The sequence below is a fragment of the Kitasatospora sp. NPDC057595 genome (assembly GCF_042800875.1).
Classification (GTDB): Bacteria; Actinomycetota; Actinomycetes; order Streptomycetales; family Streptomycetaceae; genus Kitasatospora.
On the sequence record NZ_JBHVGL010000015.1, the window covers coordinates 25342 to 40806 of the forward strand.

Sequence of the window (15465 nt, forward strand, 5' to 3'; positions counted from 1 at the left end):
GGCCGGAAGTGCACGAGAGCAGCACGGCGGGCGGCGAGGACGAGACGCCCCGCGAGGAGGGTGCGGCCACCGGCGGCGCGCGGCCGGGTGCCGGGCGGACGGAGGGCGAGCAGACGGGTCGCGGACCTTCCGGTGAGACGGTCGCCGGCTCCGGCGACGCCCCGGCGGCGGGCGAGGAGACGGGCGGCGCGACGGGCGGCACGGGCAACGCGGGCGGGGCGGGCAGCGGCACCACGTCGGGCACCGGCACCACGTCGGGCACCGGCACCACGCCCGGCGCGGGCGCGCCGGCCGGCCAGTCCCGCCCCCGGCGCGCGCCCGAGCGCAGCCAGGCCGAGCAGGACGAGATCTTCGCCGCGCTGGTCGCCCAGTTCGACGACCCGGTCGACCTCAACAACCCGAACTGGCCGGAGATCGAGAACCTCCGGGCGCGCGGCGAGCTCAAGGGCTTCAAGGAGCCCGACGGCCCGCCCGGCGAGCCCGGCGACCTCTCCGACCTGGCCCCCCAGCCGCGCCCCCGCTCCGGCCGGCCGGTCATGCCGGCCGCCGGCTCCGGCCCGCGCGACTTCGAGCTGGCCGAGGAGACCGACGAGGGCCACTTCGAGCCGCCGGAGCCGCCGCCGCTGCCGGAGGCCGACACCACCGCCAAGTTCGCCTGGCTGGCGGTGCTCGGCGGGCCCGCACTGCTGCTCTTCGACGCGGTCGTCTGGCGCGAGGTCTCCGGCTGGCCCGCCTGGGTCGGGGTGGCCGCCTTCCTCGGCGGCTTCGCCACCCTGGTGGTCCGGATGAAGGACCGCGACGAGGACGAGCCCGAGGACCCGCACGGCGGCGCGGTCGTCTGACCGCCGCGGCCGGCCCGGGCGTCCGGCTACCCGGCGGGCAGCTGCAGGACGGCGAGCACCGGGAGGTGGTCGGTGGCGGCCCGCAGGTCGGCGCCGGTGACGCCGGGCAGGCCGTGCGGGACGCCGCAGGCGAGCACCTCGACGCCCGGCGTGGCGAAGACGGCGTCCAGCCGCTGGTAGGGGTTCTCCGGAACGGACGTCATCTCGCCGCCCCAGGGCGCCACCACGTGCCCGTCCTGCAGCCGCGCGGCCAGCGAGCGCCAGCCCGGGCCGTCCGGGTGCTCGTTGAAGTCCCCCGCGATCACGCCGAGTTCGGCGTACCTCAGCTGCCCAATGAGCAGCTCGAACTGGCGCCGCCGCTCGTCCGCGTCCAGGCTGAGGTGGCAGCTGGTGACGGTGAACGGCGCGCCGCCGGGCACCTCGACCAGCGCGGTCGCGAAGCCGCGCGCGTGCAGTCCGCGGGTCTTCGGCAGCAGCCGGTCGTGGACGGCCGCCACCCGGACGCCGGGCCGGCCGAGCAGCAGCGGCCCGGCGGCGGCCCGGCCGCCGCCGGCGAGCACCGCGGTGCCGGTCCGCCGGGCGAGCCAGGCCGCCTGCCCCCGGGGACGCCAGTAGCGCGGTGACTCCTGGACGCAGACGAGGTCGGGCGCGCAGGCCCGGATCACCCGGACCAGGGCGCGCCGGTCGTCGCGCAGCGAGCGGACGTTGTAGCTGAGCAGCCGCAGCCGGCCCGCTGCGGGCGGCGGCAGTTCGGCCGGTTCGGCAGGTGCGGCCGGTGCGGTGGTCATCGCGGTTCCTCCCCTGGGCGTCCTCGGTGACGACCGTACGGCAGGACGGGGGCGTCGAGGGGTGAACACCGACACGGCGCGGCCCGTCCCTCCGGGCGGAGGGACGGGCCGCGGTGCGCGGGTCACGCCGTGCGCGTCGGGGGCCTGCCGGTCAGACCGTGCGGGCCAGGTCGGCCGCGCCGGCGATGCCGGCGGCCGAGCCGGTGGAGGCGAGCACCACCTCGGCGCGCGGGCGGTGCACCCCGCCGGTCAGGTAGTGCTCGAAGGCCTTGGCGACCGGGTCGAGCAGCAGCCGGCCGGAGTCGGAGACCCCGCCGCCGAGCACGAAGACGCCCGGGTCGAAGAGCGCCGCGAGGTCGGCCATCCCCCGGCCCAGCCAGTCGGCCAGCTCGGCGTAGCACTCCAGGGCGAGCGGGTCGCCCTCCTCGGCGGCCTGGGTGATGTGGATGCCGCGGATCGTCTCGGCGACGCCGTCGTTGAGCTCCAGCATCCGCCGGCCGCGCACCGGGTCGGCGGCGGCGCGCTCGCGGCCGTAGCGGCGCAGCGCCCGGCCCGAGCCGTACTGCTCCCAGCAGCCCTTGCCGCCGCAGCCGCAGGGCAGGCCGTCCGGGACCATGTTGAGGTGGCCGATCTCGCCGGCCACGCCGAACCGGCCGCGGTGCAGCCGGCCGTCCAGGACGAGGCCGCCGCCGATGCCGGTGCCGACGGTGATCAGCACCATGTCCTCGTGGCCGGCGCCGGCGCCGAACCGGTACTCGGCCCAGGCGGCGCAGTTGGCGTCGTTCTCGATGACCGCGGGCAGGCCGGTGAGCTCCTCGATCCGGCCGCGCAGGGGCTCGTCCTCCCAGTCGATGTTGGGGGCGAAGATCACCGTCGAGCGGCTGCGGTCGACGAAGCCGGGGGCGCCGATGCCCGCCGCGGTCACGCCGGGGTACTGCTCCTTGAGCTCGCGCACGGCCTGCGCGATCGCGTCGACCGCCCACTGCGGGTCGGCCGGGGTGGGCACCCTGGTCCGGGCGAGGATCTCTCCCGCCTCGTCGACCACACCTGCCGCGATCTTGGTCCCGCCGACGTCGACGCCGATGGTCAGAGCCATGTGTCCCTCAGCTATTCACTCGTTCCCGCTGGACGGAACGCTACCGCCCAACCATGCCCCCGTACACACCGCCGCCTACATTAACCGAAGACATTCTTGCGGCAACCTGCTCAAGACCGTTCAAAAGTCGTACATTTTCACCGGTCACTTTCCAGGATGAAGCCAGAACGTGGCCCACAGGGCATCAGGGGTTCACTGCTTGTCGGACGGTCCCTCAGGCGTGTCGTCCAGGTCCACCCGCTCCGGGCGGGCCGGCCCGCCGGCGGTCCAGCGTCGCTCGTGGCCGGTGACGGCGGCCCGGTAGGCGGCCAGCAGTTCGGTGCCGGCGGCGGCCAGACCGGTGCCGGCGGCGGCGAGGTGGCCGTACACCTCGGGCTGCTTGTCGCGCAGGCGGTCGGCCAGCCCGGCCAGCGAGAGCAGGGTCTCGGCGCTCGCCTCCTGGGCCTTCTCCCCGACGACGGTGGCGAACCGGCGGACCTCGTCCACCAGCGGGCCCAGCTCCGGGCCGAACGGGTGCGGGCCGCCGTCCCGGTCGGCGGTGGGCTCGGTCCGGTCCGTGGTGGTCATCGCGCAGGCCTCCTCAGCAGCGGCGGCCGCACCCGCGGCCGCCCGCCCCGACGCTACCGGACCACGACGGGCCCTCCGGACGCCGAGCGGGCCCTCGTCGAGCGGGCCCTAACTCCGGGGCCAGAGCGCGGGGTCGGGGGCGAAGCGGACGGCGAGGACGCCGTCGTGCAGGCCCGCGCCGGCGACCGTGCAGCGGCGCAGCGCCGAGGGCAGCGCGAGCACCCGCCGGTGGGCACCGAGGCCGACCACCAGTTCGTCGCCGCGCCGCACCAGGTCGAGGTCGGCGCGCTCGGCACCGGGCAGGGCGAGGTGCCAGACCAGCAGGCCCTCCGAAGCCAGCCGGTCCTCGACGGTCCACGGCTCGGCCGGGTACGGCTCGGGGCCGGGACCGGCGCCGTAGAGGCGGTCGGCGACGGCCTCCGGGGCGGTCTCGGCGGGCCCGGTGGTGAGCACCGGGACGCCGTCGCAGGCGACGGCCAGCGCGGCCAGCTCCTCGCGGCGGCGGCGGGCCAGGCCGGCCAGCCAGGGGTCGGGCGAGTCGGCGGCCGCGTCCGGCAGCACGCCGTGCACCACCACGGCGTCCGGGCGGTGACCGTGCAGAGCCAGTCCGGTGCGGATCCGGCGCAGTTCGTCGAAGGGGTGGGCGTCGGCCGCGATGACCAGCCGGACGCTGGTGCCGGGCGCGGTGATGGCGGCGCGCGCCTCGGCGAGCGCGCCGGTCGCCTTGGCGCGCGCCTCGTACAGCCAGTCGGCGGGCATCGGCACCCCGGCGAGGCCGGCCAGCAGCGGGCGCAGCGCCCGGGCGGCCTGGCGCTGCTCGGGGACCAGCCGGGCCAGGTAGCGCTCCAGCTGCTCGGGCAGCGCCAGGGTGGCGATGAGGTCGGCGGGCGGCGGGGCGAGCACCACCAGGACGTCCGCGTCGGCCGCGGGCAGCGCGCGCAGCAGGGCGAGCCGGGCGGTGCCGGGGAGGGCGGTGAGCTCCTCGGCGTCGAGCGGATCGGCGCCCAGCAGGTCGAGGGCGGGCTTCAGCCGGCCGCCGATCCCGTCGAGGGCGCGCCGGAAGGCGGCCTGCTCGTCGGTGCGGGCCACGGTCAGGCCGGGCGCGTAGGCCGTCGGCCCGGCCTCCAGCCGGACGCCGAGGGCGGCGTCCAGGGTGCGGTGCGGGTCGTCGGCCGCCAGCAGCAGGGTGCGCCGGCCCCGCCGGGCGGCGTGCAGCGCGGTGGCGGCGGCCACCGCCGGCGCCGCGTGGTCGCCGCTGACCAGGATGGTGCGTGTCGCCGTCATGCCGTGCCGCCCCCGTTCGTCGGTGCCGTCGGTCCTGCCGGGCGCCCGGTCAGAGCGCCTTGCCGGCAGCGGTGTCCTCGACGCGCTTCTTCAGACCGGCCAGGGCGCGGTCGATGATGACCTTCTCGGCCTTGCGCTTGATCATGCCGAGCATCGGGATCTTGACATCGACCGCGAGCTGGTAGGTGACCTCGGTGCGGTCGGCGCCGAGCGGGGCCAGGGTGTAGGAGCCGTCGAGCGAGCGGAGCATCTGGCTGCGCACCAGGGTCCAGCCGCACTCGCGGTCGCCGTCCCAGGTGTAGGCGAGGACGTGCTCGTCGCGGATCGCGCCGGCGTCGAGCACCAGCCGGACCTGGGAGGCGCGGCCGTTCTCCCCCGTCTCCAGGACCTCGATCTCCTTGACCTCTCCGGTCCAGGCCGGGTACGCGGCGAAGTCGGCGATCACGGCCATGACCGTCGCCGGGGTCGCGTCGATGGTGATGCTCGACCTGGTGTGCTCCGCCATGGAATGGCCCTCCGCGTCGTCCCGTGCTGCTGGTCCGGCCGAGCCTGCTCGGCCGGGTGCGCCCGGAGCAGGCTATCGCGCCCCGCCCCCGGGCCCGTCCTTCGGTGCACCCCCGGAGCCGGACCGGGCGCCGCGGCGGCGGACGGGCCCGCGCGGGACCCGTACGGCGGCCCCCGGCGGGCTACCGGCCGGTACCGGCGGGCTGCCGTAGGGTGCCATTCGAACGACCCGGTTCCCGACCTGGTCGGACGGGTCAAGGTGTGACACTTCGAACACCGGAGCCGACCCCCCTGGTCGAAGCCGCCTACCGGGCAGTAACGTCCTGCCGTCCCGCAGCGTCGCGAACGAGGAGCAGTCTTGCTCGACTTCAGCCTTCCGGCCCTCTACCAGGTACCGAGCGGCGGTAACCTCTCGGACATCGTGGTCCAGAACGCCGAGCGGCACCCCGGTGTCGCGGTGCTCAGCCGCAAGGTGGACGGCCGGTGGCAGGAGTTGACCGCCGCCCAGTTCCTGGTCGAGGTGCAGGCCGCCGCGAAGGGGCTGATCGCCGCGGGCATCGAGCCGGGCGACCGGGTGGGCATCATGTCCCGCACCCGCTACGAGTGGACGCTGCTGGACTTCGCGATCTGGACGGCCGGCGCGATCACCGTGCCGGTGTACGAGACCTCCTCGGCCGAACAGGTCGAGTGGATCCTCGGCGACTCCGGGGTGGTCGCCCTGTTCACCGAGACCGCGACGCACAGCGCGGTGGTCGCCGAGGTCCGGGGCCGCCTGCCGGAGCTGAAGCACACCTGGCAGATCGAGGGCACCGCGCTCGCCGCGCTGGCCGAGTCGGGCCGCGCGGTCACCGACGCCACCGTCACCGAGCGCCGCTCGACGGCCACCCCCGACTCGATCGCCACCATCGTCTACACCTCGGGCACCACCGGCCGCCCGAAGGGCTGTCAGCTGACGCACGGCAACTTCCTGGCCGAGTGCGGCAACGTGGTGGAGCGCCTGGCCCCGCTGTTCCGCACCGGCGAGAGCTCCGTGCTGCTCTTCCTGCCGCTGGCCCACGTGTTCGCCCGGATCGTCGAGATCGCCCCGGCGATGGCCCCGATCAGGCTCGGCCACGTCTCCGACGTCCGGGACGTCACCACCGAGCTGGCCGCCTTCAGGCCGACCCTGATCCTGGGCGTGCCCCGGGTCTTCGAGAAGGTCTACAACACGGCGCGGGCCAAGGCCCAGGCCGACGGCAAGGGCAAGATCTTCGACAAGGCCGCCGACACCGCGATCGCCTACAGCCGGGCGCTGGACGCGGGCGGCGCCGGGCTGCTGCTCAAGCTCAAGCACGCCGTCTTCGACAAGCTGGTCTACAGCAAGCTGCGGGCGGCCCTCGGCGGCCGGGCCACCCACGCGATCTCCGGCGGTGCCCCGCTCGGCGAGCGGCTCGGCCACTTCTACCGGGGCATCGGCTTCACCGTGCTGGAGGGCTACGGCCTGACCGAGACCTGCGCGGCCACCGCCTTCAACCCGTGGGACAAGCAGAAGATCGGCACGGTCGGCCAGCCGGTGCCCGGCTCCTCCGTGCGGATCGCCGAGGACGGCGAGGTCTTCTTCAAGGGCCCGCACGTCTTCACCGGCTACTGGAACAACCCGCAGGCCACCGCGGACACCCTCAAGGACGGCTGGATCGCCACCGGCGACCTCGGCTCGCTGGACGACGAGGGCTACCTCACCATCACCGGCCGCAAGAAGGAGATCATCGTCACCGCGGGCGGCAAGAACGTCGCCCCGGCGGTGATCGAGGACCGGATCCGGGCGCACGCCCTGGTCGGCGAGGTCATGGTGGTCGGCGACCGCAAGCCCTTCGTCGCCTGCCTGATCACGGTCGACGAGGACTTCTTCCCCAAGTGGAAGGAGCTGAACGGCAAGCCGGTCGGCGCCACGGTGGCCGACCTGCGCGAGGACCCGGACCTGCTGGCCGCCCTGCAGACGGCGGTGGACGACGGCAACGCGGCCGTCTCGCACGCCGAGGCGGTGAAGAAGTTCCGCCTGCTCGACACCGTCTTCTCCGAGGAGAGCGGCCATCTGACGCCCTCGCTCAAGCTCAAGCGCAACGTCGTGCTCAAGGACTTCGCGGCCGACGTCGAGGCGATCTACCGGAAGTAGCCGCTCCCCCGCGCCCGCAGGTGCGGCCCGCCCCGCCGTTCGGGGCGGGCCGCACCGGCGTGTGCGCTCAGCCCGCCAGCAGCGAGGTCAGCCGCCCGGCCAGCAGGTCCCAGCGCCAGGAGCGGTCCACCCAGCGCCGCCCGGCCTCGCCCATCCGCCGGCGCAGCTCCTCGTCCTTCAGCAGCCGGACGATCCGCTCGGCCGCCGCCGCGGGCGTGCCGCCCGGCACCACGTAGCCGGTCTCGCCCTCCAGCACCGCGTCCGGCGCGCCGCCGGAGTCCCCGGCCACCACCGGCAGGCCGGTCGCCGAGGCCTCCAGGTACACGATGCCGAGCCCCTCGACGTCCAGCCCGCCGCGCCGGGTGCGGCAGGGCATGGCGAAGACGTCCCCGGCGCCGTAGTGCGCGGGCAGCTCCTCCCACGGGACCGAACCGGTGAACCGGACGGCGGAGCGCACCCCGCGGGCGTCCACCAGCTTCTCCAGGTCCGCCCGGTAGGGGCCGCCGCCGACGATCAGCAGCACGGCGTCCGGCACGTCGGCGAGGATCTGCGGCATCGCCTCGATGAGGGTGTCCTGGCCCTTGCGCGGCACCAGCCGGGAGACGCAGACCACCACCGGCCGGTCGGCCAGCCCGAGCCGCTCGCGCACCGCGGCGCCACCGGAATCCGGGTGGAAGGTCCGCTCGTCCACGCCGGGCGGCAGCTGCACCATCCGGGCGGCGGCCTGCGGGCCGACGGCGGCGGCGATCCGGGAGCGGGTGTACTCGCCGAGGTAGGTCAGCACGTCGGTGCCGGTGCCGATCCGGCGCAGCAGCTGCCGGGCCGCCGGAAGCTGGGCCCAGGCGGCCTCGTGGCCGTGGGTCATGCCGAGCAGCCGCCCGGCGCCGGCCCGGCGCAGCGCGGGGGCCATCAGCCCGAGCGGAGCGGCGGCGCCGAACCAGACCGAGTCGCAGCGCTCGGCGCGCAGGATCTCGGCGGCCCGCCGGGTGACCCGCGGTGTGGGAACCATCACCTTCGTCCGGTCGCGGATCACCGGGAACGGCTGTTCGGCGTCGAAGCGCGCCACCTCGGTGCCGTCGCGCCAGGTGGAGGCGTACACCACGACGCTTCCTGCGGGCTGACGGACGGCCATGTTGTGGACGAAGGCCTGGATGCCGCCGGGCCTCGGCGGGAAGTCGTTGGTCACGATCAAGGTCTTGTGCATCAGGCCACGGCTCGCTCGGTCGGGGGGTGCTCGGTGTACCGCTCAGTGATCCGTACGATAGGTCAACACCATGGCCCGCCGGGAACGGATCCGCGCACGGCAACCGTTCCACCCCCGGGTCTGTCCTAGTACCGGGGTGGTCGGCGCGGCCGGTCCGGCCCGTGACCGCGGCCCGGCGCCGACCCGCCCGGACCGCCCGGGCACCCGTCGCGCGGCGCCGCCGGCGGGACGTCCGAGACGAACGAGGGAGCGCAGTGGAGTTGGCCCCGGCCACCGAGTCCGGTACATCCAGCGGCGCCGAGGGCTCCGGCACGGCGCTCGCCGTCCGCCGCGAGCCGGTGCAGGGCTCCACGCGCCCCTCCGGCCGTTCGGGCGCGCTGCTGGCGCTCGGCGCGACCTGGGTGGCCACCCGGACGCTCCTGCTGCTGCTGGTGACCGGCGTGCTGCGGATGCCCGGCGGGGACATCACCGCCGACGTCTGGCTGATCTACCACGGCTGGTACGGCGTGCTGCAGACCGGCACCTTCCCGCTCGACGACGTCACCTGGCAGTACCCGCCCGGCGCCGCCCTGGTGATCCTGCTGCCGGGCCTGCTGCCCTGGTCGTACCTGGTGTCGTTCTGGGTGATCTGCGGGATCGCCGACGCGGCCGCGATGGCCCTGCTGGTGCGCACCGGGCTGCGCAAGGGCCGGGCGCTGACCGGCGCCTGGGTCTGGGTGGCCGGCGTCCCGCTGCTCGGCCCGATGATCTACAACCGCTACGACGTGATCGTCACCGCGATCGCGGTGGCCGGTCTGCTGGCGCTGGTCCGCCGCCCGGCGATCGGCGGCCTGCTGCTGGGTCTCGGCGGCATCGTCAAGATCTGGCCGCTGCTCGGCCTCATCGGCACCCCGTCCGGGCGGCGCACCCGCCGCTCCTGGACGGCCGCGGCCGCCGCGACCGCCGCGATCGGCTTCCTGCTGGCGGCCGGGATGAACGGCGCGTTCGAGTTCCTGACGTTCCAGAAGGACCGCGGCATCGAGGTGGAGTCGGTCGGCGCGCTGCCGATCCACTTCGCCCGCATCGCCGGCGCCTGGGACGGCAAGGTGATGATGAACTACGGCTCGGTGGAGATGCTCGGGCCGTGGGTCGAGGTGGTCAGCAAGGTGATGCTGGCCGGCACCGTGCTCGGCTTCGGCTGGCTGCTGCTGTGGCGCTTCACCGCCCGCCGGCGCAACGCGGCCACCATGTACGACGCGGCGCTCGCCGCGCTGCTGATCTTCACCGTGACCAGCCGGGTGATCAGCCCGCAGTACCTGGTCTGGCTGGTCGGCGCGGCGGCGGTCTGCCTGACCGTGCGCGGCACCAGCCAGCGGCCGGTGGCGCTGCTGATCCTGGCGGCGACCCCGCTGACCCTGGTGGAGTTCCCGCTGGTCTTCGGCGACGTGGTCGCCAGCCGGCCGGGCGCGATCGCCGTGCTGACCGCGCGCAACCTGCTGCTGCTGGCCGCCACCGGGCTGTCCTGCGTGCGGCTGTGGCGCTCCACCCGGCGCGGCGAGCCGCTCCCGGAGACCGTGGTGATGACCCGCCCGGAGCCGGTGCCGGCGGCCGCGTTCTCGGTCCGCCCGGGCATCGCGTACGAGCAGGACCTGCTGGACGGCATCGACCGGCCGGCCGCCGCGCCCCGCGAGCGGCGCCAGGGCGCCCGGCCCTAGCCGGGCTCACCAGGCCGCGAGTGCCCGGAGCTCGGCCTGCCAGAGGCCGGTGAACTCGGCCAGGCCGAGGCCGAGCCGGTCCCGGAGCAGCCCGTCCAGCCAGGCCCGCCGGTCCGCGCCCGGGCCCGCCGCGCCGACCGCCCGGTAGAGCTCCACCAGCCGCCGCGGCCCGTACCGACGGGCGATCAGGTCGCAGGCCAGCCAGGCCTGCTCGTAGACCTGCGCGAGGCCCTCGCCACCGGCCGTGAAGGCGGCGTCCTCGGGCAGCGCGGCGGGCAGCCGCCCGGCGGCGACGTCCCGGGCCAGCTCCGGGGCGAGCTGCCGGGCCGGGCGGCCCGCGTCGTGGTAGCCGGTCCAGTCGGCGACGCCCTCGGAGAGCCAGAGCGGCGTCCAGGCGCTGGTGTCGGCCCGGGTCGCCACGTGCACCGCCTCGTGGGTGACCACCACCTGGCGGCCGAAGTCGCTCAGGTTCGGGTAGCCGTCCGGATTGACCAGGACCCGGTCGGCCGGGGCGTTCAGCGGCGCGCCGGGCGCGGCCACGGTGACCGCGGCCATGCCCGACCAGCCGGACCGCTCCTCCGCCAGCAGCCGGGTGAACTGCTCACCGGTGGCGGGCAGTTCCAGCAGCAGCCGGCCGGCCCAGGCGGTGCCCCAGAGGGCCTCCACGGCGGTCACCGCGCGGTCGCCGACGGCGGCGAGCCCGGCGAGGGCGGGCGCGCCCGAGGCGTCCGAAGCGTCCGCCCCGAGCACGCCGAGCACCAGACAGCGGGCGCCGGCCCCGGCCCGCACGGCGCCGAGGTCCCACAGCGGCGGCGGCCCGCCCGCGCCCTCCTCGCGTTCGACCCGCCAGCCGGCGGCGGACCGGGCCAGGACCAGCCGGCGCGGGTGGACCACCGGAAGACGGTCGTACCCGGTCACCTCGACGGTCAGCTCGGCGGTGGCGGTGCACCGGCCGGCCGGGTCCACCGGGCCGAGCAGCAGGTTCCGGTACCCCGCCCGCAGCGGCAGCTCCGGCGGTCCCGCGGTCAGCGCCCGGGCCCGCCCGTCGAGCAGCGCCAGGACGTCGGCGTGCGCGTCCGAGGCCGCGGCGGCGGGCCGCGCCGGACCGGCCCCGGGCAGCGAGAGCTGGGCCAGCCCGCCGGCCGCGAGCAGCAGGGCGGTGCGCCGCGACGGCAGGCGGCCGACGGCGGGATCCGGGCGGCTCAGAGCCGGATCACCCCCGCGACCGGCATCGTGCTGACGCTCTCGTAGCGGACCCTGGCGCCCGGGTAGGGGGCGTGCACGATCACCCCGCCGCCGGCGTACATCCCGACGTGGTGCATGTCCCGGTAGAAGATCACCAGGTCTCCCGGCCGCGCTTCGGAGAGGCTGACCCGCTGCCCGGCGTACGCCTGGGCCTGCGAGGTGCGCGGCAGGGTCACTCCGGCCTGCCGCCAGCTCCAGTACATCAGACCGGAGCAGTCGAACGCCTTGGGCCCGGTGGATCCGTAGACGTAGGGCGAACCGATCATCCGCACCGCGGCGGCCAGCGCGGCGGCGCCGCGTTCGGAGGCGGGCGGGGTGCTGCCGAGGTCCAGCCGGTCGGTGCCGCGGGTGACGCGCTGCTCGGCGTCCCGGGCGTCCTGGGCGGCGAGCCGGGCGCGCTCGGCGGTGCCGAGGCTGTTGAGCAGCCGCTGCGCCGTGGCGAGCCGCTGCTGGATCTGCTGCTTGCTCTCGGCCAGCGCCTTGCGGGTCTGCTCCAGCTCGGCGAGCTTGGCGGTGGCCTCGGCCCGGCGCTGGTCGAGCACCCGCTGACGGCCCACCACCTCGTGCAGGGTCTCGTTCTGCCGCTCGGCGGCCTGGTCGAGGGTGCGGGCCCGGGAGAGGTAGCCCTCCGGGTCGGTGGAGAGCATCAGCTGGACGGTCCGGGTCATCCCGCCGCCGCGGTACTCGGCGCCCGCCACGGTGGCGAGGTCGCCGCGCAGCCGGTTGAGCTCGTCCTGGGCGACGGCGATCTGCTGCTGCAGCGTCCCGGTCTCGTTCTGGAGCTTCTGCTGGGCCTCCTGGGCGGCGTTGAACCGCTCCGAGGCCTGCTCGGCCTCGTCGTAGAGCTGCTCCACCTGGGCCTTGACGTCCTTGCGGTCGGCCGGGCCGTCCGGCGAGCCGGGCGCGGCCTGGGCACAGCCGGCGGTCGCCACGCCGAGCGCGGTGGTGGCCGCCGCGGTGAACACCAGCGCCCGGGCGAGCGCGTGCGCACCTGACAGCGGGGAACGGCGGTGCACGGCCATGCGACGTCGGCTCCGATCCTGGGCCCGGCCCGCCGCCGCGCCGGGACGGGCGGCGGTCGAAGCGGGCGTCCGGTGGCAGACGTTAGCGAGTCCGGGCAACCGATTCCAAACCCCTCCGAACCCGAATATTCGGACACTTATCGGACGTCAGATCGGTTCGCGGACCGAGCGCCCCGTCGGGCCGGGGAACGCCGCGGGCCCGGTCCCCCGCATGGGGGACCGGGCCCGACGGAGCCTGCCGACCGTGGGTCAGAGGCGCACGATGGTGTTGACCGGCATGTTGGAGGCCGACTCGTAGCGGACCGACGCGCCCGGCTTCGGGGCGTGGATGACCTGGCCGCCGCCCACGTAGATGCCCACGTGGTGGCGGTCGCCGTAGAAGATCACCAGGTCGCCGGGCTGGGCCTTGGAGATGTCCGACCCGATCTGGGTACCGGCGGTGGCCTGCGCCTGCGAGGTGCGCGGCAGCGACACGCCCGCCTGGGCGTACGCCCAGCCGGTGAGGCCCGAGCAGTCGAAGGAGTTGGGGCCGGTGGCGCCGTAGACGTACGGCGAGCCGAGCTTGCTCTCGGCGGCGGCGATCGCGGCGGCGGCGCGCGAGCCGTTGGCGGCGGGCGCGGCCGGCTTGGTGGCCTCGGCGGCCGGGGCCGACGCGGTCGAGGAGCTCGACGAGCCGGAGGAGCTCGACGAGCCCGAGGACGGCGCGCTCAGGTTGCTGCGGTTGTTGTCCCGGGAGGCGCGCTCGGCGTCGGCCTTCTCCTTGGCGGCCTTGGCGGCCTCGGCCTTGGCGGCGTCCGCCTTCGCCTTGGCCTCGGCGGCGGCCTTCTCCTCGGCCGCGCGGATGGCCTGACGCTCCTGCTCGGTGAGCGTGTTGAGCAGGTCCTGGGCCTTCTGCAGCTTGCCCTGGACCTCCTCCTTGGAGGACTTCAGCTGCTGGGTGGTGGCCTCCAGCTCGCCGAGCTTGGCCTGGGTCTCGGTGCGGTCCTGGTCGAGCCTGCGCTGCTGCTCCTGGAGCTCCTTCAGCGCGCCGGACTGGGTGGAGCCGGCCTGGTTCAGGGCGTCGGCCTGGCTGAGGAAGTTGTCCGGGCTGGCGGAGAGCATCAGCTGGACGGTCTGCGAGATGCCGCCCGTGCGGTACTGCTCGCCGGCGATCTCGGAGAGACCACCCTGCGCCTCGATCACCGAGGCCTGCTGACGGGCCACCTTGTCCTGCAGCTCGGCGACCTGCTTCTGCAGCTCCTGCTGCTTGGCCTGGGCGCCGTTGTACTTCTCGGTGGCGACCTCGGCCTGCTCGTTGAGCTGGTCGACCTGCTCCTTGACCTGATCCTTGGTCGGCGTCGGGTCGGCGTGGGCGCCGGACTGCGCGGAGAGGGCGACGGCAGCGGCGGCCACCCCGGTCAGGATCGAGACACGGGCGCGGCCGGCGGGCTTGGGACGACGATGGGACGCCACGAAGGCGGACTCCTTCTTCCTCATCCGCCTACCGGGTGAGCTGACGGGTTCGGGCGGAAGCGTGCCCTACGACGCCTCACCCGCCGCTCGCGCGGCCGGCCTGGCGCCGATTCACCCCGGAGGAACGTGGTTCCCCGGCTCCGCTCCACAGCGGGCCCCCGACTACTGGGTCCTCACTCGAACGGGCGACCCGAAGGCCCCGTCCCACTGCTTCGCGAACTCGGCGGCGAACCCCGCCGCCACCCAGGCTGGGTGATCGACTGTGCGTGGTTCGAGTCACGACCCTAGTAACAGATCCGTGATCCGTTCAAATCCTTGTCAGAAAAAAGCCGGAAGAATGCCCAAGTTCTTTTGTGAATATGACCGACCGTGACCAACCATCCACGTCCGGCTGATCATTTTCCGTCAGACGGTCGAACGGGCGGGCGAAACGCCAACGCCACCCCCGTGCGGAGGTGGCGCTGATCACAGGAGCCCTCGGCGGGCCGCCCGGGCGTGTCGTGCCGGTCCGTCAGACCCGGCGGATCGTGTTGATCGGCATGGCGTCGGCCTTCATCACCTTCACCACGTCACCGGTGTGCGGCGCGTGCACCACCATGCCGTTGCCGATGTACATGCCGACGTGGCTGCGGTCGCTGCGGTAGATGATCAGGTCGCCCGGCTGGGCCTCGGCCAGCGACGGCACCCGGGTGCCGTAGTTGCCCTGGGCCTGCGAGGTGCGCGGCAGCGAGACGCCGGCCTTCCCGTACGCCCAGACCATCAGACCGGAGCAGTCGAAGGTGCTCGGGCCGGTGGCGCCCCAGACGTACGGCGAGCCCTGCTTGCCCATCGCGTTGGAGACCGCGGCGCCGGCCATGCCGCTGGCCTGCGGCAGGCTGCCCAGGTCGGTGCGCTCGTTGCCGCGCGAGGCGCGGTCGGCCTGCTGCTGCGCCGCCTTCAGCGCGGCGCGGTCGGCGGCGCTCAGCGAGTTCAGCAGGTCCTGGGCTTCCTTGAGCTTCTTGTTGACCTCGGCCTTGGACTGGTTCAGGTCCTTGGTGGTGGTGTCCAGCGAGGCCAGTACGGCGGCCGCCTCGGTCTTCTGCTGGTCGAGCCGGCGCTGCTGGTCCTGCAGGCCCTTGAGCGCCTCGGCCTGGCTGGAGCTGGCCTGCTGCACGCTGGAGGCCTTGTCCAGGTAGCCGGACGGGTCCGAGGAGAGCATCAGCTGGACGGACGGGTCGATGCCGCCGGTGCGGTACTGCTCGCCCGCCACCTCGGACAGCCCGGCCTGGAGCTGGGTCATCTGCTCCTGGCCGCGGGCCACCTGGTCCTGCAGCTGGTCGGCCTGCTTGCGCAGCTGGTCGGCGCGCTCCTTGGCGCCGTTGTACCGCTCGGTGGCCTGCTCGGCCTCCTCCTGCAGCTGGTCGATCTGCGCCTTGACGTCGTCCTTCTTGGGCGACGGGCTGGGCGCGGCGTGGGCGGCGACCTGGGCGGAGAGAGCGACCGCGGTCGCAGCGGCAGCGGTGAGCACGGAGACCCGCGCGCGGCTCGGCTGCTTGGGACGGCGGTGGGAGGCCAAAGGGACCGGCTCCTTCTTCCAATGGCCTCACCCGAAGGGGTGAGAATCCGGAAAATAGGT

13 protein-coding genes and 1 riboswitch are annotated in these 15465 nt (G+C 74.8%); of the genes, 3 read left to right on the top strand and 10 right to left on the bottom strand.

The features are described 5' to 3' along the window. The first annotated feature begins 8 nt into the window (after positions 1-8). The gene (locus ACFU9E_RS22420) at positions 9-842 is read left to right on the top strand and encodes a hypothetical protein (RefSeq protein ID WP_380688234.1); all 834 of its coding nucleotides are present in this window, start codon (positions 9-11) and stop codon (positions 840-842) included. 26 nt (positions 843-868) lie between these two features. On the opposite strand, the gene ACFU9E_RS22425 is transcribed toward ACFU9E_RS22420, so the two are convergent. The 5 genes from ACFU9E_RS22425 to ACFU9E_RS22445 all read right to left on the bottom strand — a co-directional run bounded on the left by ACFU9E_RS22425 (position 869) and on the right by ACFU9E_RS22445 (position 5082). Further along, positions 869-1630, bottom strand: a complete 762-nt coding sequence (locus ACFU9E_RS22425; RefSeq protein WP_380688232.1) for an endonuclease/exonuclease/phosphatase family protein — start codon at positions 1628-1630, stop codon at positions 869-871. Between the two features lie 151 nt (positions 1631-1781). Beyond that, positions 1782-2726, bottom strand: coding sequence for an ROK family glucokinase (locus ACFU9E_RS22430; protein WP_380688252.1), 945 nt, complete (start codon positions 2724-2726; stop codon positions 1782-1784). Positions 2727-2918: 192 nt separating this feature from the next. After that, positions 2919-3293, bottom strand: coding sequence for a DUF5304 family protein (locus ACFU9E_RS22435; protein WP_380688254.1), 375 nt, complete (start codon positions 3291-3293; stop codon positions 2919-2921). A 108-nt stretch (positions 3294-3401) separates the two neighbouring features. Then, a complete protein-coding gene (locus ACFU9E_RS22440; protein ID WP_380688256.1) occupies positions 3402-4577 on the bottom strand; it encodes an ArsA family ATPase in 1176 nt (391 codons plus the stop codon). Positions 4578-4626: 49 nt separating this feature from the next. After that, the gene (locus tag ACFU9E_RS22445; protein ID WP_380688258.1) at positions 4627-5082 is read right to left on the bottom strand and encodes an SRPBCC family protein; all 456 of its coding nucleotides are present in this window, start codon (positions 5080-5082) and stop codon (positions 4627-4629) included. A gap of 357 nt (positions 5083-5439) precedes the next feature. Here ACFU9E_RS22445 and ACFU9E_RS22450 point away from each other — a divergent pair, with 357 nt between their 5' ends. Next, positions 5440-7233 (top strand): AMP-dependent synthetase/ligase, encoded by a 1794-nt coding sequence (locus ACFU9E_RS22450; protein WP_380688260.1) that lies wholly within the window; start codon positions 5440-5442, stop codon positions 7231-7233. A gap of 67 nt (positions 7234-7300) precedes the next feature. Here ACFU9E_RS22450 and ACFU9E_RS22455 read toward each other — a convergent pair whose 3' ends face one another. Next, positions 7301-8437 (bottom strand): glycosyltransferase family 4 protein, encoded by a 1137-nt coding sequence (locus ACFU9E_RS22455; protein ID WP_380688384.1) that lies wholly within the window; start codon positions 8435-8437, stop codon positions 7301-7303. A gap of 254 nt (positions 8438-8691) precedes the next feature. On the opposite strand from ACFU9E_RS22455, the gene ACFU9E_RS22460 reads away from it, so the two are divergent. Then, entirely contained in the window at positions 8692-10131 is a 1440-nt protein-coding gene (locus ACFU9E_RS22460) for a glycosyltransferase 87 family protein (RefSeq protein WP_380688382.1), read from the top strand. A gap of 6 nt (positions 10132-10137) precedes the next feature. Here the strand turns inward: ACFU9E_RS22460 and ACFU9E_RS22465 are convergent, their stop codons facing one another. The 4 genes from ACFU9E_RS22465 to ACFU9E_RS22480 all read right to left on the bottom strand — a co-directional run bounded on the left by ACFU9E_RS22465 (position 10138) and on the right by ACFU9E_RS22480 (position 15405). Continuing rightward, on the bottom strand, positions 10138-11097 hold the full coding sequence (locus ACFU9E_RS22465) for a hypothetical protein (protein ID WP_380688380.1): 960 nt from the start codon (positions 11095-11097) through the stop codon (positions 10138-10140). Between the two features lie 236 nt (positions 11098-11333). Then, entirely contained in the window at positions 11334-12398 is a 1065-nt protein-coding gene (locus ACFU9E_RS22470; protein ID WP_380688378.1) for an NlpC/P60 family protein, read from the bottom strand. Between the two features lie 249 nt (positions 12399-12647). Then, a complete protein-coding gene (locus tag ACFU9E_RS22475) occupies positions 12648-13850 on the bottom strand; it encodes an NlpC/P60 family protein (protein WP_380686650.1) in 1203 nt (400 codons plus the stop codon). 10 nt (positions 13851-13860) lie between these two features. After that, positions 13861-14017: riboswitch (cyclic di-AMP (ydaO/yuaA leader) on the bottom strand. 344 nt (positions 14018-14361) lie between these two features. Further along, positions 14362-15405, bottom strand: coding sequence for an NlpC/P60 family protein (locus tag ACFU9E_RS22480; RefSeq protein WP_380686652.1), 1044 nt, complete (start codon positions 15403-15405; stop codon positions 14362-14364). Positions 15406-15465 lie beyond the last annotated feature (60 nt).

Excerpts from the sequence above, each read along its gene's own strand:
- ACFU9E_RS22445 (WP_380688258.1), bottom strand. The coding sequence starts at position 5,082 with ATGGCGGAGCACACCAGGTCGAGCATCACCATCGACGCGACCCCGGCG.
- ACFU9E_RS22435 (WP_380688254.1), bottom strand. The coding sequence starts at position 3,293 with ATGACCACCACGGACCGGACCGAGCCCACCGCCGACCGGGACGGCGGC.
- ACFU9E_RS22425 (WP_380688232.1), bottom strand. The coding sequence starts at position 1,630 with ATGACCACCGCACCGGCCGCACCTGCCGAACCGGCCGAACTGCCGCCG.
- ACFU9E_RS22440 (WP_380688256.1), bottom strand. The coding sequence starts at position 4,577 with ATGACGGCGACACGCACCATCCTGGTCAGCGGCGACCACGCGGCGCCG.
- ACFU9E_RS22430 (WP_380688252.1), bottom strand. The coding sequence starts at position 2,726 with ATGGCTCTGACCATCGGCGTCGACGTCGGCGGGACCAAGATCGCGGCA.
- ACFU9E_RS22470 (WP_380688378.1), bottom strand. The coding sequence starts at position 12,398 with ATGGCCGTGCACCGCCGTTCCCCGCTGTCAGGTGCGCACGCGCTCGCC.
- ACFU9E_RS22455 (WP_380688384.1), bottom strand. The coding sequence starts at position 8,437 with ATGCACAAGACCTTGATCGTGACCAACGACTTCCCGCCGAGGCCCGGC.